Below are 20,546 nucleotides of genomic sequence, written 5' to 3' on the forward strand. Positions count from 1 at the left end.
GCGACACTGGAAGGACCGTTGTGATGACCCTCGTGAAGATCAGCGCGATTGCGTTCGCCGCCGCAATGACCACCGCTGCTTTCGCTCCTGCGGCGCACGCCATGGAAGAAACCGTCATCGAAGCGAACACGGCGCGCCCGGTCGCCTACGTGAAATACGGCGATCTGAACCTTGCCACCGATGCGGGCGTGAAGACGCTGCACGATCGCGTGCGCCGCGCCGCCACCGCGATGTGCGTCGAGCGCGGTATCCGTGACCTGCGCCGGGAGATGGCGGGCATCGCCTGCCGCAACGCCGCGATCAGCAGCGCCGCGCCCCAGATCACTGCCGCGATCAACAATGCCGGAACGCAGGTGGCGTCTAACGCGCCCGCGATCACGATCGCGATGCCGTAACGCGCGGCGATCCCATACGCCGCCAAAGGGCGGGCACCGTGTCCCAGTGTGCCCGCCCTTCTTTTTGGCGATTGTATCGCTTGCAAACAGCAGGTCTGAAAGCCTGCGATGGACGGGGAAACGGACATAGTCCCATCGTCATACCGGCGCAGGCCGGTATCCATACCACGGTCGCATGGATACCGGCCTGCGCCGGTATGACGGGTGTGTGGGTCGGCGGGAGCCGTCAACCATGCAGCGTGTTTGCAAGCGGCATTATCGCCTTCTTTTTTGGGGGAGTGCCGATCGCGCTCCCCTTTTCTATTTGCCGGTGATGCGCTTCACGTCGGAGAGATAGGTGCGGCCGATGCGGTGATCGCCGCCGTCGCCGAGATCGACCGACCACACGCCGTAGCCGAGATGGACGAGACCCCTGATGCGGTCGCGCCGGATGATCTTGGAACGGTGGATGCGGATGAAGCGATCCGGGTCCAGCCGCCGTTCGAGTTCCTTGATCGTCTGGTGAAGCAGGAACGAGCGGTCCGCGGTGTGCAGGCGCATGTAGTCGCGCTCGGCCTCGATCATCTCGATGGCCTCGACATCGACGCGGACGATCTCCGAGCGGTGTGGAACCCAGAACTCCCTGACGTAGCCGTCGTCCTCCGCAGGGCTCGCCGGTGCGTTCGCGCGCAGCTCCCGCACGCGCGCCAGCGCCTTGCCGAGGCGGTCGGGATCCACCGGCTTCAGCAGATAGTCGGCGGCGGCGACATCGAACGCAGTGACGGCGTATTGATCGAAGGCGGTGACGAACACCACGGCGGGGCGCTGCGGCAGGCGCTGGACCGCCTGCGCGACGCCGATGCCGTCGAGCCCCGGCATCGAGATGTCGAGCAGCAGGAGATCGGGCGCGAGCGCCTCGATCAGGCGCAGCGCCTGCCCGCCGGTGCTCGCCGTGCCGACGAGGTTGACGCCCTCGAACCGCGACAGCAGCACCTGCATACGTTCGATCGCCATCGCTTCGTCATCGACGACGAGCGTGCGGAGCGGGCTGTCAGGCATGGGAGATCACCGGGCTTGGCATGGGGCGCTTCACGGGAATTGCGATGTCGACGCGGAAGCCGCCGCCCGGCCACGGACCCGCCTTGAACGCGGCGGCATCGCCGAAGCGCGCGCGCAGCCGGTTGCGAACGTTGTTGAGGCCGGTGCCGGTGCCGTCCACCTGCGCCTGCGGCGCCGCGAACGCGCCGTCGTCCTCCACGACGATATGCAGCATTGCGTCGTGCAGACTCGCCTTCACGCGGATGCACACCGGCGCGTTCGAAGGCGACACCGCATATTTTACGGCGTTCTCGACCAGCGGCTGGAGGATCAGGCTCGGCACCCGTTGCCGTGCGGCTTCAGGGTCGATGTCGAAGGCGAATTCGAGACGGTCGCCGAAGCGGGCGCGCTCCACTTCGAGATAGAGGCGCTGCTGTTCGAGTTCGTCGGCGAGCGGAATGTCCTCGGTCGGATCGCTGGTGAGGCTCGCACGGAAGAACGTCGAGAGGTTCAGGATCATCTTCTCCGCTTCCTCGTTGCGGTTGCGCAGCACGAGCGACGACAGCGAGTTGAGCGTGTTGAACAGGAAATGCGGGTTGATCTGATAGCGCAGCGCGCGCAGCTGCGCGGCCTGTGCCTCCTCGCGGAAGGCGGCGGCGCGGCGCTCGGCGTTCGCGGCATCGGCGGCATAGCCGAGCGCAAGGTGGAACGCCGCCCACGCCGCGAAGAAGAAGAACCACGTCACCGTGCCTTCGAAGATGATCGCCAGCAGCATGGCGAGCGAACGCTCCTTGTGCGCGAAATCCTCGGCGACGGAGGGCAGCGGCTCGTAGACGTAGAAGGCATAGAAGTTGAACGTGGTGAACAGCGCCGCGGCGGGCACGCAGAGCAGGAACATCATCAGCGCGCGCCTGCGCAGGGGCGCCTTCTCGAGCGGGGCCAGCGCCAGGTAGAGCGCCCAGCTGATCGCCATGCCGATGATCGTGACCACGGCGCGGCGCCCTGCCATCGGGAGCAGTTCTTCGAAGCCGAGCGCGAACGCGCGCAGGGTGACGATGAGGAAATAGAAAAGCCAGAAGCCGAAGATCGACTGGATGGCTGTGCGTGCCGAATCGTTGGCGAGCACGCCCTGGAGCAACGACCTGTTCATTGACCCCCATGATAGCGCATCCCCGCGAGGATTGCGCGGGGGCGGGAGCGCCCTTCGTCGAAGCGCATGGCCGCTTCGCAGGAAATAGGCCGGTAAAAGTCCCCGGGGCAAAAGAAAAGCCCGGCGCGTCGTGGATACGAAACGCGCCGGGCCATTCTCTTTTTAACGCTTACTTCTTCGGCGCGGGCCGCGACGACGGACGCGGTCCGCGGCGGCGCGGCGTCAGCCCCGCAGGGGCCGCCGGCTTCGCGGGCGCCGCCTTCGGCTTCGGACCCGGTTTCGCCTTCGCCGCGGCCGGAGCAGCGGCGCCGTTCACCGCAGGCTTCGGTGCGGCGGCAGCGGCTTTCGGCTTCGGACCCGGCTTGCCCTTGGGCTTGGCGGGCGCCTTCACGGCCGGCTTCGGTGCAGCGGCCTTCGGCTTGGGACCGGGCTTGCCCTTCGGCTTCGCGGGGGCCGACACCGACGGCGCGGCAGGCGCGGCCGCCGGCTTCGCGGGCGCAGCGGCCTTCGGAGCCGGCTTCGCTTTCGGCTTCGCCGCAGCCTTTGCCGGGGCCTTTACCGCGGCCTTCGCGGCAGGCTTGGCGGCCGCCTTGGCAACAGGCTTCGCCTTCGGCTTGGGACCGGGCTTGCCCTTCGCCTTTGCAGGCGCAGCCGCCGGTTTCGCAGCAGCGGCTTTCGGCTTCGGACCCGGTTTGCCCTTCGGCTTGGCGGGCACCTTCACGGCCGTCTTCGCGGCGGCGGCCTTCGGCTTCGGGCCGGGCTTGCCCTTGGGCTTCGCAGGCGCGGCGACCACGGGCTTGGCGGCGGCGGGCTTTGCGGCAGCGGCCTTCGGCTTGGGACCGGGTTTGCCCTTCGGCTTCGGACCCGGCTTCGCCTTCGGGGCGACCCTTGCACCGATTGCCGTCGAAGCCGCGAACTTCGTGATCTCGTTCGCGACCGTGCTTGCGAGTTCCTTGGCGACCTTTTCGAAACCGGCGCGCGAGTCCGCCTTCTGAAGTTTCTTGCCGGCCGTCTTGATGTCGTCGACCAGAGTCTGCACGCCGCTCTTGCGGAGCGTCAGCGACGCCTGATCGAGCCACTGCGCGAACACGGCCTCGGCCCGCGCCTGCAACTGGGCACCGGCCGCGGCGAGGTGTTCGCCGAAATCCGTATTGGAACCGGTCGAGGGCTTTTTCGCTGCCGGTTTGGCAGGGCTCGCCTTCTTCGGTTTCTTTGCCTTCGCTGCGGTATCTTTCTTCTTCGCCATCATGATCTCCCATTGACGGATGGAGGACGCTAACATGTCCGTAAATTTTGGAAACTACCAAAGCGCCGATAATGCGTAATAATTGCCATATTCTTGATGGAATTAGTCATGGCAAAACGCAAGACAGGATTTCTGAAGGTGTATCCAACGATCCCGAGGACCCTGACGTGAAGCTTGATATAGAACTCGACGAAAGTTTTCCGGCAAGCGATCCGCCCTCGTGGACGCAACCGGAACATGACTGACGGAAGGCGCTGAAAACGATGACGGTCACCATGCTGATAACACGCCGCATCGCGAAACCCTGGGGCAGGCGACATCTCTCACCGTTCTTTGAAGACGTGCCCGAGGACGATGAAAAGATTGGCGAGATCTGGTTCGAGACTCCCGACGGACGCGATCCGGAATTGCTGATCAAGTACCTGTTCACGAGCGAGCGCCTGTCCGTTCAGGTGCACCCCGACGACGATGCTGCACGCGCCGCGGGCTATTCGCGCGGCAAGGACGAAGCGTGGCTGGTGCTTGCCGCCGAACCGCACGGCACGGTCGGGCTCGGCACGGTCCGCCCGCTGTCGCCGGAGGAATTGCGCGACGCCGCGATCGACGGTTCGATCGAGCAATTGATCGACTGGAAGCCGGTGAAGGCGGGTGACTTCATCTATTCGCCGGCCGGCACGGTCCACGCGATCGGCGCCGGAGTCACCATCATCGAGATCCAGCAGAACGTCGATCTCACCTACCGGCTCTACGACTACGGGCGTCCGCGCGAGCTGCATCTGGAGGAGGGTGTCGCGGCCTCGAACGCGCATCCGTTCTTTGTTTCGGACGAGCGGCACGATCTGAGCCGCGGCCGCACGCTGCTGTCGGCGGGCGGCAAATTCGTCGTCGAGCGCTGGCGCACCGGCGCGCGTCTGCATTTGCGGCCGCCGCGCGGCCGTCCCGTGTGGATCACCGTGATCGACGGGCGTGCAGGCACCGCGAAGTCGGGCGAGACGCTGCTCGTGGAAGGCGATGCCGATCTGGAAGCCGTGCCCGGCAGCGATCTCCTCGTCGCCTATCCCGGCAGCGAGGTCGCGACGATCCTGGAATTCTGAATCGGGGTCACGCGCGGCGCGCGGTCTCCAGCGGTTCGCGCGTCACCGGGTAGCCGATGCCTTCCGGGATGCAGAGATGGGGGCCGTCGTCGCACATGCGGACCTCGGGCTGCACTGTGACCACCGGCGTTTCGGCCGCGTGGCCGATGAGCGCCTCGATGCTGCCGAACTGCGCGAGGCGTTCGAGGTTCCGGCGCGTCGGGAACATCACCTCCGCCTCCTTGCGATCGGCGCGCGCGATGGCTTCGGCGGGCGTGATCCACCACGACGTGGTCGCCTCGTTGCCGTCGTGTCCCGCGCTCGCGCCCTCAGGCAGGCGCGCGAGATAGAAGCGGGTGTCGTAGCGCTTGCCGTGAAGACCGGGCGGCGGCACCCAGCGCGCGAACGGGACTAGCACGTCGAGATCGATCTGCTGATCGTGGCGTGTGAGAAAGTCGGAGAAGGCGAGCGCGCGCGCGGCGATCGCGGGCTGCGCTTCGATGAAATCGCGCTCGGCGATCCCCGGCCCGCGCGTAAGCAGAACGCCCGCTTCCTCGAAGCTCTCCCGAACGGCGGCGACGCGCGCGGCGACCTCCGCGAGATCGAGATCGTGGCGGCTTGCAACCAGCCGCGAGGCGGCGAGGTCCATGTCGCGCGCGTCCACCTTGCCGCCCGGGAAGGCGATCATCCCCGCCGCGAAGCCCATCGTCTGCGCGCGGGTCTGCATGAAGATTTCGGGCGCACTGTATCCTTCGCGCAGAAGGATCAGCGTCGCGGCGGGCATGACATCGGCGTTCGGTGTAGACATGCCGCGTATGTGGACCCGCAATGCGCGCTTGCCAAGCGGGGCGATGCCTATCATTTTCTCGCGCCATGGGCCCGATCGAACTGCTCGGTGTCGCCGCCAGCCTCAGTCTGCTCGCGGGATGGAGGCTCTATGCGACGGTGTTCGCGGCGGGGCTCGCGATGCGTTCCGGCCTCCTTGACCTGCCGCAGCATCTTCAAAGCCTCGATGTCTTCGCCAGCCCGTGGGTGATCGGCATCGCCGCGATCGGTCTCGTCGCCGAGTTCTTCGCCGACAAGATCGCGTGGCTCGACAGCATCTGGGATGCGATCCACACGGCGATCCGGCCGCTCGGCGGCGCGCTCATCGCGCTCGCCGTCGTCGATGCCGGCGATCCGGCATGGCAGGTGGCGGCGTTCCTGCTCGGCGGCGGCGCGGCGTTCGTCAGCCACAGCGCGAAGGCGAGCGGCCGCGCGGTCGTGAACGCAAGCCCGGAGCCGTTCTCGAACGTGATCGTTTCGGGCGTGGAGGACGTGCTCGCCATCGGGGGATTGACGCTCACGCTCGTCGATCCGGTGCTCGCCGGGATCGTCGCCGTGTCGCTTCTCGCGGTGACCTTACTCCTTCTTTACGTGAGCTGGCGTATCCTGAAACGCATCGACGTGGTGCTGCGGAAACTCTGAAATGATGCTCATCGAGGATTATGCGCGGGACGGTTACGCGATCGTCCGGCGGTTCTTTCCGCCTGCCGAGATCGCGCGGATCGGCGCGGCGATCGACAAAGTGCACGCCGAAGCCGTCGCGCACGGGCGCAGCTTCCGGCACGGCAATCTCTTCTACAAGGTCGCGGACGGCGAGGTGCGCATGGCGCAGTGGCCGTCGTGGCGCAGCGACGTGCTGAGCGACGTGCGCACCGACCCGCGTTTCGCATCGCTGCTTCGGGACATGATCGGCGACGACATCAAGCAGATCATCAACCAGATCCACTGGAAGCGGCCGGGCGGGAAGGGCGATTTCGCCTTTCATCAGGACTCGCGCTTCCGGCGGCCGCCGGACGCCTACCGCAATCTCGGCGCCAGCTATGTGCAGACGGGGCTTGCGGTCGATCCGCACAATGCCCGCTCGGGCGGGATGCGGATCCTGCCGGGCAGCCACCGGCTCGGCGCGCTCGACATGGAAGTGGCGGGCGCCGTGATGGACAATGCCGCCGCCGAAGAGGCGCTCGTCGCGCTCGGCCTCGATCCGGAAGGGCTCATCGACCTCGACCTCGAACCCGGCGACCTTGCGATCTGGAGTCCCTATCTGGTGCACGGCTCGGGCACGAACCGGGCCGGTCACTACCGGCGCTTCTATATCAACGGCTACGTGCGCGCGGCGGATTGTGACCGGGGCGAGTGGGCGTTCCGGGGCGGCGAGCCGGTCCCGCTCGGTCCCGAACCGGCGCTCGTCCACTACGAACAGCTTCACAAGCGGTCTGAGCCGCACTATCTAGACTGATGGGAATAAAGGAAAATCCGGATTGGTGGAGCTGAGGGGAATCGAACCCCTGACCTCTGCAGTGCGATTGCAGCGCTCTCCCATCTGAGCTACAGCCCCGCTCCGGACGGCGCTCTATAGCGATGCCTCCCCGCCGATGCAACGGGGTTTGCGCGGCCCGCGAAAAACCGCTTCAGGCCTGTTGCTTCTTGATGCGCTCGTGGTGGCGGATCACCTCGTCGATGATGAAGCGCAGGAACTTTTCGGCGAGTTCCTCGTCGAGCCTTGCATCGGCGGCGAGCTTGCGGAGACGCGCGATCTGGCGGGCTTCGCGTTCGGGGTCGGCGGGCGGGAGCCCGGCGGCGGCCTTGTATTCGCCCACCGCCTGCGTGATCTTGAAGCGCTCGGCGAGCATGTGGATCAGCGCCGCGTCGATGTTGTCGATGCTGCTGCGGTAGGCGGCGAGGCGATCGGCGCGGTCATCGGTGCGGTCGTCGGTCATCAGGCTCCCCAAATGGTCGGCGCGTCGAAGTGGCGCGGTGACAAGACGCCGTGGATGTAGCATGGACGCATGAACGCGGGGTAGCCCGCAAACGCGAGGAAACAGGTCAGAGTCGTGAGCGCTACCATCCACAGGTTGAACCCGGCGGAGCCCGCGCCGTCCATCGACGGGCTGATGCAGCTCGTGGCGCCCGAAATGAACGCGGTCAACCAGATCATCCTCGACCGGATGCAGAGCCCGGTGGCGGTGATCCCGGCGCTTGCGGGGCACCTGATCTCCGGCGGCGGCAAGCGGCTGCGCCCGATGCTGACGCTCGCGAGCGCGCGGCTGCTCGGCTACTCCGGCGAGCGGCACCACAAGCTCGCGGCGAGCGTCGAGTTCATCCACACCGCGACGCTGCTCCATGACGACGTGGTGGACGGCTCGGACCTCCGGCGCGGCAAGAAGGCCGCGAACCTCATCTGGGGCAATCAGGCGACCGTGCTGGTCGGCGACTTCCTGTTCAGCCGGGCCTTCGAGCTGATGGTCGAGGACGGCTCCCTGCGCGTGCTCAAGATCCTGTCGAACGCCTCGGCGGTGATCGCGCAGGGCGAGGTCGACCAGTTGATGGTCGCGCGGCAGATCGAGACGAGCGAGGAAAAATATCTTCAGGTCATCACCGCGAAGACGGCGGTGCTGTTCGCCGCCGCCTGCCAGATCGCGGCCGTGGTGGCGGAGCGCGACGAGGCTTGCGAGGCGGCGCTCGAAAGCTATGGCCGCAATCTCGGCATCGCCTTCCAGCTCGTCGACGACGCCATCGACTACATGTCCGACGCCGAAACCATGGGCAAGGGGCAGGGCGACGACTTCCGCGAAGGCAAATTGACGCTGCCGGTGATCCTCGCCTACCGGCGCGGCGGCGACGAGGAACGGCAGTTCTGGCGCGACGCGATGGAAGGGCGGCGCAAGTCCGACGCCGATCTCGCCGAGGCGATCGAGCGGCTGAAGACCTCCGGCTCGATCGCCGATACGCTGGCGCGTGCGCGGCACTACGGCGAACTCGCCATCGACGCGATCGCCGACATGCCCGCGAGCAGCGCGAAGACGGCGCTCACCGAAACCGTCCGCTTCGCGATCGCCCGCGCATTCTGACGGCTTGACGCACGGCACGCGGCTGCGCCATTGGCGGCGCAAGCCAAGGTTTCGGAAGGACGAGGACGGATGGCAGCCCGGATCTACCAGCGCCCCAAGAACGCGATGCAGAGCGGCAAGGCGCACACCGAGGAGTGGGTGCTGGAGTTCGAGCGCGCGGACCCGCAGCGCCCCGATCCGCTCACCGGCTGGGCGGGCTCGGCCGACACGCGCCGCCAGCTGAGGCTGCGTTTCGACAGCGCGGACGCGGCCAGGGCCTATGCGGAGCGGGAAGGCCTCGCCTACACCGTGCTGCCGCCGCGCACGCACCGCCTGAAAATCCAGGCCTACGCCGACAATTTCAAATAGCGCGCATTTGCGCTAAGGCGCGTGCGTGCGCCCGTAGCTCAGCCGGATAGAGCACGAGCCTTCTAAGCTTGGGGTCGCAGGTTCGAATCCTGCCGGGCGCGCCATATTTTCAGACACTTAGCAGTTTCCTAAATTGACCATGTGGCTTTCAGGTAACGCATAGGTAACAAAACGCCCGGCACTGAGGCCAGGCGCTGTGTTCGGGTGGTGGGTTAGGTATTCAGGCGTCATTCTTGATGACAGCCTCGACTTCGCGGCGCAGGTCTCCAGATATGGCATACCGGGCATCGATGCCGTTGGCGGCAAGAAGCAGGCCGTCAATAAGTGCCCGCAATTCCTCCCGTGAATCCTCCATGCGCGGGTCTTCATGAACGCAGTCCAGTAGATCATTCTCCAAGGCAAGGCCGAGAACACCCACAGCGCACCGGTGGAAGCGTCCGAGCGCTTCAGCGGTCGCGATGTGGTCCAGGATTGTTGGGCGGGTCATTGTCCGGCCTCCCGCACTTCATCGTGGAAACGCAGCAGGCAGAGAAGTATCTGCACCCCGTCGATCACGTCGGCGGCATCGTCGACATCGGGCTTTCCACCATCGGCAAGGTAGCTCGTCAGAACACTAAGAATCCCGCTGGCGGGGCAGACAATCCTCTCGACGAAGCCAGCACCTCCAAAGCTTGCGAAAGGCCGATAGTTGTTGATGCCTATGGAGCGGATACGCCCTTCGGTGAGACGGGCCACGAGTTCGTCGCGGGTCAGGCGCCCCTCCTGATAGGCTTCTAGCAGCTTGTATTCGCTGGAGATGTCGTCATTGGTATTGGTTCGGGCGCACGCCGCCCGTATGCTGGAATCAGCCATTATCGCATCCTTTCATGCGGTTTCGGTCAGAGCCGGGTGGAAGGTGGTGCTTTCGCTCGGCTCGATTTTCTAGTACGTGATATTTATGCCTGACGCAATATCTCGTACCGGAAAAAGGGGGCGCCCATCGACTGGCGCGATTTCTGTTCATCTGCGCGCCGAGCCTTCATTGATCGAGGCCGTAGACGCATGGCGCGAGGATCAGCCGGACAAGCCTACGCGGCCGGAAGCTATCCGCAGGCTGGTGGAGAAGGGGCTATCGGGCAAATAGCCTGTAAGCACTGCCATCAGCCGAGATACTTCCGGTTGCGGCGGAGGCCGTTGCGGACGGTGGCGACAGAACCTTGAACGATTGCCGGAGCGGCCCGTGCGACAGTCTGCCCCGAAATCTGCTGCACGCGGGCATCGAAGTATTGCGACGGCACGATCTCAACGCGGGTCAGGCCGCCGCCCACGTCATTGGCGGGCGTGACCATGCCGCCGACGTTCGGCGTGAAGTATTCCGGTCCACGCTCGCCGACGAGATAGGTTGTCCCTGCGTCGACTGAACCGCCGAAGGCGCGACCGCCGCCGAAGATTGAGCCGATTGAGGAGACGATTGTATTGAACAGACCCCCAAGGCCCGTGCCGCCACTGCCCGAAGCGCTCAACGCCTCCATCTTGGCACGCATCCTGTCGAGGATAGGTTCGATCACCAGCATCCGCACGGCAAGACGGGCAAACCATTTCCCGATGTCGTCGAGGTTCTTACCGGCACTGAACGTCAGGTCTTCAAGCGCATCGCCGAGCGCGCCGACTGCCTGCTCCCGCATGTACTCCATGCGTTCGCCCGCGCGTTGCAGGGAGTCGATGAGGGGCTGAAAGTTCGCGGCATTCGCGGCGTCGATCTCTGCCACGATGTCGGACAGCGGGCGCCCCATTCGCTCCAGCGTGGCGGTGGCGCGCTTTGCGCTTGCGTCCAGATCGGCCAGATAGCCGTCAATGTCTCCAACCGCGAAGTCGTCGAAGATGCCTTTGGCGGCCCTCACGCCTGTTGAGCGCGTGGGATTCGGGTCTTTGGGGTCGAGCCTGACCCGGGTGCGACCGCTGATCCAGTCGAGGCCGGTAAGGTTCACGGATGCAAGCCTCGCCGCCGTCCGCTTCTGGTCGGCTTCGATCTGGTCAAGCATCTTTCGGTGTTGCCGAATCAGCTCGTCCTGCGCGCCTTGCAGGGTTTTGTCGTCATAGAGCCAGGAATTGTTCAGAACGAAATTCGCCTGCGCAGCCCAGTATTTGTCCCAGAGCTTTCCGGCAGCGTTCCCGATCGCCTCGAAAGCCGTGATCGCATCGGCGGCGAGGATGACGGACTTGGTCTGGATGGCCTCGACGAGCAGATCCCACTTTTCATTGGCATCGGCGAGCTTCGCGACCATCTCGGTGTCGATGACCTTGCCCGCGCTTCGAAAGTCCGTTTCGGCCTGCTTCAACGCCTTGCCGCCATCGCCGAGCGCCGCCGCGAGCTGGGTGCCGAACTTCGCGGAAACGAGGTCAGCCGCGATTGATGCTCGCTTGGCCGGGCTATCAATATCGCCGAGAGACTGCGCCAAGGCGTCGATCGTCTGGTCTGTCGTCACGATCTCGCCCGACAGAATTTTCGCGCTGATTCCGAGCTTGTCTAGCGCCTTGGTCGCGGCGTTCTCCGCGCCGGACGCCACGTCGCCTTGGGCCGTGATCAACTTTTGGAGGATCTTCTCGTAGGTCGTCGCATCGACTTCGAGACTGCGGAACGCACCCTTGAGTGTCTGGAACCGCTCGACCGAAATGTTCGCCTGATCCGCTGCCGTTGCGAGGTCATCGGCGAAGTCCAGAATCGCCTTGGCGCCGCCCTGTAGAAGCCCAACGCCGATGCCTGCTGCGAAACCCGCGAGGGTGTTCGTCATCACGGTTGCGGCACTGCCGATCTTTTTGAACGCGCCCTCGACACGCCCACCGATCGTGCGCGCATCCTTGTCGAAACGCGAAAGCGTCCGGTTCGCCTTCGCGAGGTCGGCTTCCAGCTTTGTGACCTTCGCCTCAATGTCGATGACAACAGAGCCAATTTTTGTTGCCATCAGTGGCCCCTTCCTTGACCGAGGTCGATGCCATCCGCCATCTGGCGCAGGAATGCAGCTACGTCCGTTGCCCGGTACTGGCGAAGTGCGATGGTCGCTCCAGACGCCACGGCGACAAGCGAGATTGTCGGGCCTGCCTCAGACAGCAGATTCCGCACGGCGAGCGCCATAGCGACGCTGCTCAGTTCGTATCGCGGGTCCGCGACCATCTGCTCGTGCAGGTTCATGCGACGCGCTCCGTCGTGTGCGTGGCCGCTTCCAGATCGTTCGCCATCTGGCGCAGCGTCTCGATGACTTCGATGCGCTCGTAATGCGGCAAGGCCCGCATGGCACTCGCACAGATGGCGAACAGCGCAGCCTTCCGGCCGTGCTGACGAACCGCCGCGTCGATCGTGTCGATCATGGTCCGCATCAGCGGCTCGTCGCCTTTGAACATGCTTATCGCGTGCATCGCGCTTCCTCAGAAAGTTGGGCGGCGACAGAGGAGCAAGCCGCCACCGCCCGGATGAGCAGTCCGCCCATCATTTCTTCGCCTGTTTCGATTCGATCCCGGAGAGTCGTTTCTCGATATCGGCAAGGCGGGCCATGCGCTCGATTTCCTTCTCCAGCGCGTCGATCCGCGCAGTGAGCGGGGCAATCGCCTCACGAATAACGGTGGCCGTCGACTCCGCGATAGCAGTCAGGTCAAGCATGTCGGCCTCCCTTCGCTTCCACGGCGCTCACCAGCTCGCCCCCGTCACATGCGCGACGGCGCCAGCACGACGCGGGGCGAACGCGACGTCGACGAGAAGCCGGAGCGCAACCGCGTCGGTCTGCCAGAGCGAGCGTACCGGGTCGGCGGTTGCCGGGCCGGTAGAGCTGACGATTTCCAGCGGGGTTTCGTCCTCCATGTGAAGGACCGCCTCGAGGCTCGCGTCGAGGTCGAAGTCGTCGCCGAACGCGTGCAGGATCGAAGACGGATCGGCCGCGATGATCGTGGTGTCAGCAACCGCCAGCGACGGAAGGACGGTCAGGGACCGGGCAAGATCGGGTGCGACAATGTAAAGCCGGGCCGCGCGCTTGGGGGACGTGATGAACATGACCTGGCCTGAGCCGCCATCCGCAACGGCATCGGAGAGCGCCGCGAAGTCGGACTCGATGGCGAAGCGGTCGCCGCCGGGATAGCCGTCAATCGGCGCAACGCCGTTCAGCAGGCCGGCGTGCACGGTGTCCGTGCCGGCGTCGGTGCTGAAATAGGCCGCATCGAGGCTGGCCGCCGCATCCTCGCGGATGAGACGACGAACGACACGCTCGCCGGATGCGCGCCTTGCGGCCTCGCGTGAGAGCGCGGCGATAAACCCGAACTTGCGGGGGCTGATCTCGCAATCGTCGTTCAGCGCGTAGCTGCGGACGGGAATGGGCTGGCCCTCGCCGATCCAGTGAACGTCGGTCGACGGCGCTCCGGTGCGCTGCGGAAACTTCTGCTCCTTCGCAGCGCCGAGCGGCACGGAAAGGCCAGCCGCGATCAGTGCTGCCGCGGCCGAATGCGGGGCAAGCGATTCGAGGAAATCACCGACGAGGCTTTGCGAAATCTCGGCGGCGAAACCGCTGTCGGCGGTCGTGCCGAGCGGTGCGGTAGCGCGTGTGACGACGGCCGCGACCGCCTTGTCTTTCTGGAAAACGTCGAGCGCGCGTTCGGCAAGCGAACGGCCGTCGTTTTTCGACGCACCGACGACGAGCGCGACGAGCGCGGATTCGAGGGTGCGGCTGCGGGTACGTGAGGGGATTGCTGCGAGCATGAGAGATCCTTTCGGCAGCGATTCTACCGCGCCGCCCGGGCAGGAGAGAGTAACGGCGTTACGGTTTTTTCATCCACGATCTGAAGATCGCCAATCATGCGCTCCAGCCCTGCGGTGAGGGCATCGGGATCGTCGGTCTCGGAAAGATACCCGGCGGCGATGAGCAGCGCGAACGTCCGGTGCTCGTCGACTTCGACGCGTATAGAGCGCAGGCCGTAACGCTGGCGCTTGCGGAACCGGCGCTGGCGATCTGCGGCAGATGCGCGGGCGCCACTCATGAAATCCTACGCCCGCACCGGGGAAACCGGCGGGGAACCTTTCTTGCCCTAATCGCCCTGAGAAAAGTTTTCTCATACACGCACGCGCGCGCGCGCGATGCCAAAATTCCTGTGTTAGCGATGAAAGGATGGGTCCTCGCCGGTTTCCCGCATCGAGGCCGCAGATTTTGAGGCCGCGCCCCCCGCGGGCCAATCTTGCATATTGGACATCTCAGAACGTCAATTTGCAAACGCGCACTGCGAAACCACATTGAGCATTTCAGGATTTTAATTTGGCTTTGCGAAAGATTCTGGCCCGCGTCGGTTTCCCCGGTGCGCGGCTGATATTTCCCGGCCGTGCCCCCAGCGCTGATGTCACGGCCGATGCTGCCAATGTTACGATTTATGCCTCGCGCAGGTCCGCGTCGGTTTCCCGATCGGTGCAGCCGGGTTTCCCCGATACCCCCGAGGGGGGCGCTTCCGGAAATCCCGGCGACGCGTTCGCGTAAACCGGGTGGGAAGGTCTTTTTTTGCGCAGGCGAATTAAATTTGCAAACCGAATGGATTTTCAACTTGCGGTTGTGCGGCCGGTTATTTGCCCCACCTTGCGGCCGTGAAGTGAGGCGGCGCCTCACCACTTTGCCCCGCCCACCTATAGAGGTGGGGCGAGGCACGTTCTTTAGTGGGATTTGCCCCACTTTGCCCCGCCTCACGTTTGAAAGTGGGGCACCCATCACGCGGCTCTCTGAACGGCGCTGTCGATCATGGTGCCGACGCGCACAAACTTACGCACGTTCCGCTTCTCGTCCTTGCCTTCCACCTCGCGCAGCACGTCCGACTTGATCCAGCCTTTGATGAGTTCCTTGACGCGCGTCTTATCGTTCGGGATTTCGAGGTCAGCGCCGATCACGTCGGCGACGGCGATGCCTACCCACTCGTCCGACTGCACGCTCGCCCGCCACTGGCCATCTGCAACCTTCGCCTGAACAGCGCGTAGTGTGTGGTGGTCGATGCCCTCGAAAGCATCGGGCGGCGTCCACGGCACGGCCACGGCCACGCTGTCTCCGCCTTCGAGGCCGCCGTTGCCCAGATGCACGCCTACGGCCCTGATCCAGTCCGCCTTGGCGGGCGGTGCCCGGTTCAGTTTGTCATTGAGGACATTGACGTACAGGCGGCGCTCGGCATCGTCGGTGATACCGAAACGCTCACCTTCCTCTTTCGTCATTCGGTTGAACACCAGCACCGTGCGCGCGGTATTGATGAGCGCGACGGCACCGCGTCCAGCCTCTGCGGTCACTGTCTGGCCGGCCAGCTTGCGGGTGTGGTGGACGAGGACGATCGCGCATCCGCATTCCGTCGCCAGCTTCGCCCAGCGCTTCGAAACCGCGTCGATCTTGTTGTTGTCGTTCTCCGACACCTGATGCGAGGATACGAACGGATCGACGATCAGCACGTCTATGCTGCGCCGCTTCAGCTCGGCGGCGAGGGCTTCATATACCGGCTCGATGATACGGAAGCCGGTCGCATCCTCGACCGCGGTGCAAAGCCCTTGGCCGGTCAGGCCGCTATCCACGAACAGGCGGTCGCCGCAGTTGTCCCGGCTGATGCCGTAATGGATTGCGCCGGCCACGAACATGCGGTCGAGTTCGTCCATCGGATCTTCGAGGTTCCAGAACCACACGCGCTGGGGGCCGCCCCAAACGGTTTTCCCGAGCAGAGCGCGGCCCGTGACCAGCGAAAGCGCCGTCGTCACCATGTACGTGCTCTTGAGGCTCCCGCCGCCTGCGATGACGCCTGTGATCGTCCCGCGCAGAAGTTCTCTGCCCAGAATCCATGGACGCAGGGGAATGCCCGCCGGGTCGGGCCAGCCGAAGGGCGTGGCGGTGATTTCAATCGCGGCAGATTGCCGTGATTGAAGGCTTGCCGTCGAGGCGAGCTGCCTCAGTTCCTCGGCAGTGCCGCCTGCCGCCTTCCAATCCACAACATCGCCCTTGGGCGGTAGGCCGGGAAGCTCCACAAAGAACGCCTTGCCGCCGTGGCTTTCAATCGAGGCCCGGACCTTCTCCGCGAAGCCTCGGCCGGGATCGTCATTGTCGGGGAGGATCGCGACCGGGCGACCGTTGAAATAGGCGCCGAAAGCATCCTTCCATCCGCCGTTGGCGCCGAACGCGACGGCCGTCGCCGTGAAGCCCCACGCCGCCAGCGTATCCGCCTTGCGCTCGCCCTCGACGACATAGACGACGGTATCGAGCGGCGTGGCGAGAAGCTCGGGCAGGCGGTACGGGATGCGCTCGATGCCTTTGATGCCCGCGGTCCATCCGCCTTTGCCGTCCGGTCGCTGGGCTATGAAGTCCTTGCCGCCGGGTTTGTCCACGCGCACGGTGCGATAGAGAACGGTCCCGTCACTGTCGACGTACTCATAGTGCCCGGATTCCCGGCTACGGGGCGCGTCACGGTTCAGGGGCGGCAAGATGCCCCGATCGCGCAGATCGTCCTTCACGGCCTGCCAGTCGGCCCCATTGAAGCTGTTTATGAGGATGTCCTGCCCGTCGTCCGTGTTCCGGATCGAAAGCCCGCGATCATCCTTGCCGTGGCCGGGTGACGGCGCCGTGCCATAATCGCCGTGCCAGTCGCCGCCGAGGGCTATCGTGGCTTTGCGCGCGAGGCTCATAGATACCCCACGATCGGCAATCCGCCGTAGTGGGCACTCGCGATGTCGGCTGAAACCTGAGCTTGCTCGAATGTCTCCACGCGCGCCCACGCCCCATAAGAACCGCCGCCCGGCCCCTCATGTTCAATGAAATATTGCCCGTCATCTTCCTTGCGGATGAGGATCTGACCACGATCACGGGCAGGGAACAGGACGAGTTCACCCATGCCGCACCCCGATTCCCCGCTCGCTCGCCTCGACGGCGGCGCGCTCGTTCGCCTCGTCGGTGTCCAGTCCGGCGGCGATCGTGATAATGTGCCCAAGCGCTTCCCCGAACAGGGCAACGGCGTGGCCGTCCTCGCGCTTCAGGACGCGGATATGGAGGCGGGGACCTTGCGGGTTCTGGTGAAATGGGGTATCAGGGTGTTCGCGAGAGCATCCCTGAGCGCCTGCCACCCCCCCGGCAGGCGTTCGTCGTTTCGGGGGCCTTCTCATGCCGCCTCCGACGCCGCGATCTTGCTGGCAATCCACTGGCGCACGTCGCTTTCGCGGTAAGCCTTGCGGTGCGGCATGATCTGGATCGCACGCGGGAAGTCGCCTTCGCTTTCCAGCCTCCAGATGGTGGTGCGGCTCAGGCTCGTAAGGTCACAAGCGCGAGCAACCGTAATCAGTCTGTCGTCCACTTTGACGCCTCCAATGTTTCAGGGCGTCATGGACATTAGCGTTCAACTCACGGTTGAAAACAAGCTAGATGGGGGACGATTTTCGCGAACGGGAATCCGTCCCCCGCTATCCGCCGAGTAGATACTCCCATGCCTGCCAGCGGTTCAGGCCAGCGGGTTCGACGAACTTCAGGGCGTCCCGCACTGTGGTGCGATCAGGATCAGCCCTCCCAATGGATTCTGCCAAGGTTCCGACGATGCGGACGACTTGGCCGGTTGACCGCGCATCGACTACGCCCCCCGCGCCCATGACGGCATAGCCCACATCCACAATCAATGTGGACAGCGTCGAAAGGTCTTTTCGATGGTCGCGATCTTGACGTTCGGCAAGCGACGCGGCGAGTGCGGCCAATTTGTCCAGATGATCGGGAAGGCGACCATATGCACCGCGCCCGAGCGTGCGCCGCAGCAGCTCCGATTCGAGGGTGTAGCCATCAATCTTTGCCATTGCCGCCCGCAGCTTCACCGCCGCGTCGAGAGCATCGATCATCGCTTTGTTACGTTCGCGTAGCGGGGGCCCCTTCGGATGGTTAGGCTCCTTCCGCCATGTCCAGAGACTGGTGTTCACGGATCGCAGACGGATGTCGGGACATATCTTTTCGATTTTGGCCACGGTCGCGTCGTCGATGCTCGAATACTGGCTATACCTCCGCATTCGCCAGCCTCCCGACTTCCACCGCCCACGCATCCAGCGCCGCGCGCTTTTCCGGCTCATAGCTGTGCAGGGCATAGACCCGCGCCGTCACGCCGACGCTGGCATGATTCAGCACGCGGCCGACGACCGTTTCGAGCACGCCCAGCCGGACCATATGGGTTGCGACCGATCGGCGGATATCGTGGAAGCGCCAAGGGGGCAGGGGAGGCCCACCAGCCGCGAGGAAGGCGTCGAGACGGGTCTTGGCCTTGGCGTATCCAGATATGTGGCTGGAGCCGTCCGACGTCCAAACATGGTCGCCCATTCGCGGCGTGGCTTCGAGCAGCGCGACAGCGGCGGCTGACAGCGGCACAAGATGCGAGCGCGCGGACTTCGTGGCAGGCGCGGGCAAGACCCACGTTCCCGCTTTCAAGTCGATGTCATCCCATCGCATCGAGGCGACTTCCGTCCGCCGTTGGCCCGTCAACACCATCAACTTGACGAAACCCGCGAGCGGATAGCCGAGAAGGTCGGCGGCGGCGTATACGCGCCTGATCTCGTCCATATCGAGCACGCGGTCGCGGGGGGCCTCGTCCTTCGGCTTTGTGATCGCTTCGGCCGGGCTGGCCTCCAGCCAGTCGCGCGACATGGCGTAACGAAACAGGGTCCGCACCAGCGTCAACACGCGGTTCGGGTTTACGTCGCCCTCGATGCCCTCAACCAGTTCGCGCACGTCGGCGCGGCGGATGCCGTCTAGCTGGCGATCCCGCCATGAAGGCAGCACATGGATTTCGAGGCGGCGTTTCTGGAGCGTCCAAGACTTGTTCTTGTCCTTCGCCACGTTGTCGATCCAGTGATCCACGAGTTCGCCAAAGGTACGCCGAGCGCGGGGCTGGCCCTCCTTGGCGAGCGTGATCAGGAAATTGCGGGCGCTGTCGCGGGCACTGGCGAGCGATAGCGTCGGATAAGGCCCAAGTCCCTTGTTCACGACCTTGCCGCCTGCACGGGCACGCACGATCCATGCTTTGCGGCCACCTGCGCCGACGCGAAGGCGAAGGCCCTGTACCAGATCGTCAGCGTGTTCCTCTTGCCCGGTGGCGGGCGGCTTGATCGCGGCCACCCTCGCGTCGGTCAGTCTTGCCACGTCCTGTTACCTATTCTGCCTTAGGTAACGGATTAGGTAACAGGACGTGCAACTACATGCAACAGAGTGAACAACATGAACGGCTGAATTGCTTGCCTTCAAACGATATGCAACACCATGCAACGCCGTCTGACACGCCTTCTAAGCTTGGGGTCGCAGGTTCGAATCCTGCCGGGCGCGCCAATTCCACCGAGGTCTATTCCGGTCCGCTGAGGTTCCGTCCGGCGCACGTTCTATGTATGTTGGCAGTGCCCAGCCGACCGGCGGAGGCTCGGAATGCACCTGCTTCAGAGTCTGAGACGGACCAGCCCGTCAAGGAGAAAAGCCATGAGATTCGGAACACTGCACGGCGTCGCGATTGCCCTTCTGGCTCTGACCGACGCCAATCCACTACACGCGCAGGCGCAGCAGACACCACCCGCCCCGCGGATTACGCTCGAGGAGGCCCGCGTCGCGATGGACGCCGCCGAGGCCGAGGCTCGCAGCAACAGATGGAATCTCGCTTTCGTGATCACGGATGCCGAGGCCACTCCGATCTATGTACGGCGTATGGACGAGGTGCCTACGCGGAACTACGAGATCGCGATGAACAAGGTCCAGACGGCGATCACGTCCGGAATGCACACGGCCGAGTATGCCGCTGCGGTTAAGGCGCAGCGGATACAGCCCATCGAGGGGGCGCTCACGTTCGATGGGGGGCTGCTGCTGCGAAGAGGCGGCCAGGTCGTGGGGGCGTTCAGTGCGAGCGGCGCCCGCGGTGCGGAAGATGCTCAGGCCGTGCGTGCCGGGATGGCGGCCATCGGCATCGAGCCGTAGTCCGGAGTCGTTAGCCGCGGCTGGTGGTACGGAGTGGCTGCTTGGCTTAGGCTTGGCGCATCAGCTGCCGCTCACCGGGATCCGCTGGTGCGAATCCGAGCAAGCCGTTTAAGTGCTATCCCATTCGGTCAGGGTTGCGAATAACGCGTTTGCCGAAGGGCAAACGCGACGTGAAAAGTTCGCCGCGGCAGTGTCGTCCGTGATCGAGAATATTGACATGATTCCCGGCCGGTGCTCTAGATGTAGTGGTCGTGGTCCTTTGAATCGCAAGATCAAGGGTTAAAAGGGAAGCCGGTGCGCCTTCGGGCAAGGCCGGTGCTGTCCCCGCAACTGTAAGCGGCGAGCCGCTGTCGATCGTGTCACTGACGCAGGTTCAAGCGTCGGGAAGGCCAGACAGCCGCTGTGACCCGCGAGCCAGGAGACCTGCCGCGACACCATGAACGTCCTCGGGCGGGGTGTCCCGGTGGTCGCTTGCTGGTGG

Annotated in this window: 25 protein-coding genes, 2 tRNA genes and 1 riboswitch; of the genes, 8 read left to right on the forward strand and 19 right to left on the reverse strand. The window is 64.7% G+C overall.

Annotated features, from left to right (window positions below; translation table 11 throughout):
* Positions 1 to 23 precede the first annotated feature (23 nt).
* Positions 24 to 395, forward strand: coding sequence for a UrcA family protein (locus PE061_RS14390; RefSeq protein ID WP_271255939.1), 372 nt, complete (start codon positions 24 to 26; stop codon positions 393 to 395).
* Positions 396 to 695: 300 nt separating this feature from the next.
* Here the strand turns inward: PE061_RS14390 and PE061_RS14395 are convergent, their stop codons facing one another.
* From PE061_RS14395 to PE061_RS14405, 3 genes are all read right to left on the reverse strand, one after another.
* Positions 696 to 1,433, reverse strand: coding sequence for a LytR/AlgR family response regulator transcription factor (locus PE061_RS14395; RefSeq protein WP_271255940.1), 738 nt, complete (start codon positions 1,431 to 1,433; stop codon positions 696 to 698).
* Positions 1,426 to 2,562: a sensor histidine kinase gene (locus tag PE061_RS14400; protein ID WP_271255941.1), complete on the reverse strand. Its 1,137-nt coding sequence runs from the start codon at positions 2,560 to 2,562 to the stop codon at positions 1,426 to 1,428. Before PE061_RS14400 ends, PE061_RS14395 begins: the two co-directional genes overlap by 8 nt.
* A 169-nt stretch (positions 2,563 to 2,731) precedes the next feature.
* Entirely contained in the window at positions 2,732 to 3,808 is a 1,077-nt protein-coding gene (locus tag PE061_RS14405) for a hypothetical protein (protein WP_271255942.1), read from the reverse strand.
* Positions 3,809 to 4,071: 263 nt separating this feature from the next.
* On the opposite strand from PE061_RS14405, the gene PE061_RS14410 reads away from it, so the two are divergent.
* Positions 4,072 to 4,902, forward strand: a complete 831-nt coding sequence (locus PE061_RS14410; protein ID WP_271255943.1) for a class I mannose-6-phosphate isomerase — start codon at positions 4,072 to 4,074, stop codon at positions 4,900 to 4,902.
* 7 nt (positions 4,903 to 4,909) lie between these two features.
* On the opposite strand, the gene PE061_RS14415 is transcribed toward PE061_RS14410, so the two are convergent.
* The gene (locus PE061_RS14415; RefSeq protein WP_271255944.1) at positions 4,910 to 5,689 is read right to left on the reverse strand and encodes an NUDIX hydrolase; all 780 of its coding nucleotides are present in this window, start codon (positions 5,687 to 5,689) and stop codon (positions 4,910 to 4,912) included.
* Between the two features lie 65 nt (positions 5,690 to 5,754).
* Here PE061_RS14415 and PE061_RS14420 point away from each other — a divergent pair, with 65 nt between their 5' ends.
* Both PE061_RS14420 and PE061_RS14425 read left to right on the forward strand, forming a co-directional pair.
* Complete coding sequence (locus PE061_RS14420) at positions 5,755 to 6,348, forward strand: DUF4126 domain-containing protein (RefSeq protein WP_271255945.1); 594 nt, start codon at positions 5,755 to 5,757, stop codon at positions 6,346 to 6,348.
* Between the two features lies 1 nt (position 6,349).
* Positions 6,350 to 7,162, forward strand: coding sequence for a phytanoyl-CoA dioxygenase family protein (locus PE061_RS14425; RefSeq protein WP_271255946.1), 813 nt, complete (start codon positions 6,350 to 6,352; stop codon positions 7,160 to 7,162).
* A 23-nt stretch (positions 7,163 to 7,185) separates the two neighbouring features.
* Here the strand turns inward: PE061_RS14425 and PE061_RS14430 are convergent.
* Positions 7,186 to 7,261 (reverse strand) — tRNA-Ala (locus PE061_RS14430).
* A 73-nt stretch (positions 7,262 to 7,334) separates the two neighbouring features.
* On the reverse strand, positions 7,335 to 7,643 hold the full coding sequence (locus PE061_RS14435; protein ID WP_271255947.1) for a chorismate mutase: 309 nt from the start codon (positions 7,641 to 7,643) through the stop codon (positions 7,335 to 7,337).
* Positions 7,644 to 7,757: 114 nt separating this feature from the next.
* On the opposite strand from PE061_RS14435, the gene PE061_RS14440 reads away from it, so the two are divergent.
* From PE061_RS14440 to PE061_RS14450, 3 genes are all read left to right on the forward strand, one after another.
* Positions 7,758 to 8,774 carry a polyprenyl synthetase family protein gene (locus PE061_RS14440; RefSeq protein ID WP_271255948.1) on the forward strand — a complete coding sequence of 339 codons (1,017 nt, stop codon included), beginning with the start codon at positions 7,758 to 7,760 and terminating at the stop codon, positions 8,772 to 8,774.
* A gap of 69 nt (positions 8,775 to 8,843) precedes the next feature.
* Complete coding sequence (locus PE061_RS14445; protein ID WP_271255949.1) at positions 8,844 to 9,122, forward strand: ETC complex I subunit; 279 nt, start codon at positions 8,844 to 8,846, stop codon at positions 9,120 to 9,122.
* A gap of 27 nt (positions 9,123 to 9,149) precedes the next feature.
* Positions 9,150 to 9,226, forward strand: a tRNA-Arg gene (locus tag PE061_RS14450).
* A 116-nt stretch (positions 9,227 to 9,342) separates the two neighbouring features.
* Here PE061_RS14450 and PE061_RS14455 read toward each other — a convergent pair.
* The 13 genes from PE061_RS14455 to PE061_RS14515 all read right to left on the reverse strand — a co-directional run bounded on the left by PE061_RS14455 (position 9,343) and on the right by PE061_RS14515 (position 19,249).
* Positions 9,343 to 9,609 (reverse strand): hypothetical protein, encoded by a 267-nt coding sequence (locus PE061_RS14455; RefSeq protein ID WP_271255950.1) that lies wholly within the window; start codon positions 9,607 to 9,609, stop codon positions 9,343 to 9,345.
* The gene (locus PE061_RS14460) at positions 9,606 to 9,974 is read right to left on the reverse strand and encodes a hypothetical protein (RefSeq protein WP_271255951.1); all 369 of its coding nucleotides are present in this window, start codon (positions 9,972 to 9,974) and stop codon (positions 9,606 to 9,608) included. The genes PE061_RS14455 and PE061_RS14460 overlap by 4 nt, the downstream gene beginning before the upstream one ends.
* 287 nt (positions 9,975 to 10,261) lie before the next feature.
* Positions 10,262 to 12,064 (reverse strand): hypothetical protein, encoded by a 1,803-nt coding sequence (locus tag PE061_RS14465; RefSeq protein WP_271255952.1) that lies wholly within the window; start codon positions 12,062 to 12,064, stop codon positions 10,262 to 10,264.
* Positions 12,064 to 12,291 carry a hypothetical protein gene (locus PE061_RS14470; protein WP_271255953.1) on the reverse strand — a complete coding sequence of 76 codons (228 nt, stop codon included), beginning with the start codon at positions 12,289 to 12,291 and terminating at the stop codon, positions 12,064 to 12,066. Before PE061_RS14470 ends, PE061_RS14465 begins: the two co-directional genes overlap by 1 nt.
* On the reverse strand, positions 12,288 to 12,500 hold the full coding sequence (locus tag PE061_RS14475; protein WP_271255954.1) for a hypothetical protein: 213 nt from the start codon (positions 12,498 to 12,500) through the stop codon (positions 12,288 to 12,290). Before PE061_RS14475 ends, PE061_RS14470 begins: the two co-directional genes overlap by 4 nt.
* A gap of 85 nt (positions 12,501 to 12,585) precedes the next feature.
* The gene (locus PE061_RS14480) at positions 12,586 to 12,756 is read right to left on the reverse strand and encodes a hypothetical protein (RefSeq protein ID WP_271255955.1); all 171 of its coding nucleotides are present in this window, start codon (positions 12,754 to 12,756) and stop codon (positions 12,586 to 12,588) included.
* Positions 12,757 to 12,783: 27 nt separating this feature from the next.
* Positions 12,784 to 13,842 (reverse strand): hypothetical protein, encoded by a 1,059-nt coding sequence (locus PE061_RS14485; RefSeq protein WP_271255956.1) that lies wholly within the window; start codon positions 13,840 to 13,842, stop codon positions 12,784 to 12,786.
* Positions 13,843 to 13,865: 23 nt separating this feature from the next.
* The gene (locus PE061_RS14490; RefSeq protein ID WP_271255957.1) at positions 13,866 to 14,120 is read right to left on the reverse strand and encodes a hypothetical protein; all 255 of its coding nucleotides are present in this window, start codon (positions 14,118 to 14,120) and stop codon (positions 13,866 to 13,868) included.
* A 712-nt stretch (positions 14,121 to 14,832) separates the two neighbouring features.
* Complete coding sequence (locus tag PE061_RS14495) at positions 14,833 to 16,770, reverse strand: AAA family ATPase (RefSeq protein WP_271255958.1); 1,938 nt, start codon at positions 16,768 to 16,770, stop codon at positions 14,833 to 14,835.
* Entirely contained in the window at positions 16,767 to 16,976 is a 210-nt protein-coding gene (locus PE061_RS14500) for a hypothetical protein (protein WP_271255959.1), read from the reverse strand. The genes PE061_RS14495 and PE061_RS14500 overlap by 4 nt, the downstream gene beginning before the upstream one ends.
* A 264-nt stretch (positions 16,977 to 17,240) precedes the next feature.
* Positions 17,241 to 17,432 carry a helix-turn-helix transcriptional regulator gene (locus tag PE061_RS14505; protein WP_271255960.1) on the reverse strand — a complete coding sequence of 64 codons (192 nt, stop codon included), beginning with the start codon at positions 17,430 to 17,432 and terminating at the stop codon, positions 17,241 to 17,243.
* A gap of 106 nt (positions 17,433 to 17,538) precedes the next feature.
* On the reverse strand, positions 17,539 to 18,126 hold the full coding sequence (locus PE061_RS14510) for a hypothetical protein (protein WP_271255961.1): 588 nt from the start codon (positions 18,124 to 18,126) through the stop codon (positions 17,539 to 17,541).
* A complete protein-coding gene (locus PE061_RS14515) occupies positions 18,113 to 19,249 on the reverse strand; it encodes a tyrosine-type recombinase/integrase (protein ID WP_271255962.1) in 1,137 nt (378 codons plus the stop codon). Before PE061_RS14515 ends, PE061_RS14510 begins: the two co-directional genes overlap by 14 nt.
* Before the next feature lie 327 nt (positions 19,250 to 19,576).
* Here PE061_RS14515 and PE061_RS14520 point away from each other — a divergent pair, with 327 nt between their 5' ends.
* Positions 19,577 to 20,065 (forward strand): GlcG/HbpS family heme-binding protein, encoded by a 489-nt coding sequence (locus PE061_RS14520; RefSeq protein WP_271255963.1) that lies wholly within the window; start codon positions 19,577 to 19,579, stop codon positions 20,063 to 20,065.
* 235 nt (positions 20,066 to 20,300) lie between these two features.
* Positions 20,301 to 20,511: riboswitch (cobalamin riboswitch) on the forward strand.
* Positions 20,512 to 20,546: the final 35 nt, after the last annotated feature.

The sequence above is a fragment of the Sphingosinicella microcystinivorans genome (genome assembly GCF_027941835.1).
Lineage (GTDB): Bacteria > Pseudomonadota > Alphaproteobacteria > Sphingomonadales > Sphingomonadaceae > Sphingosinicella.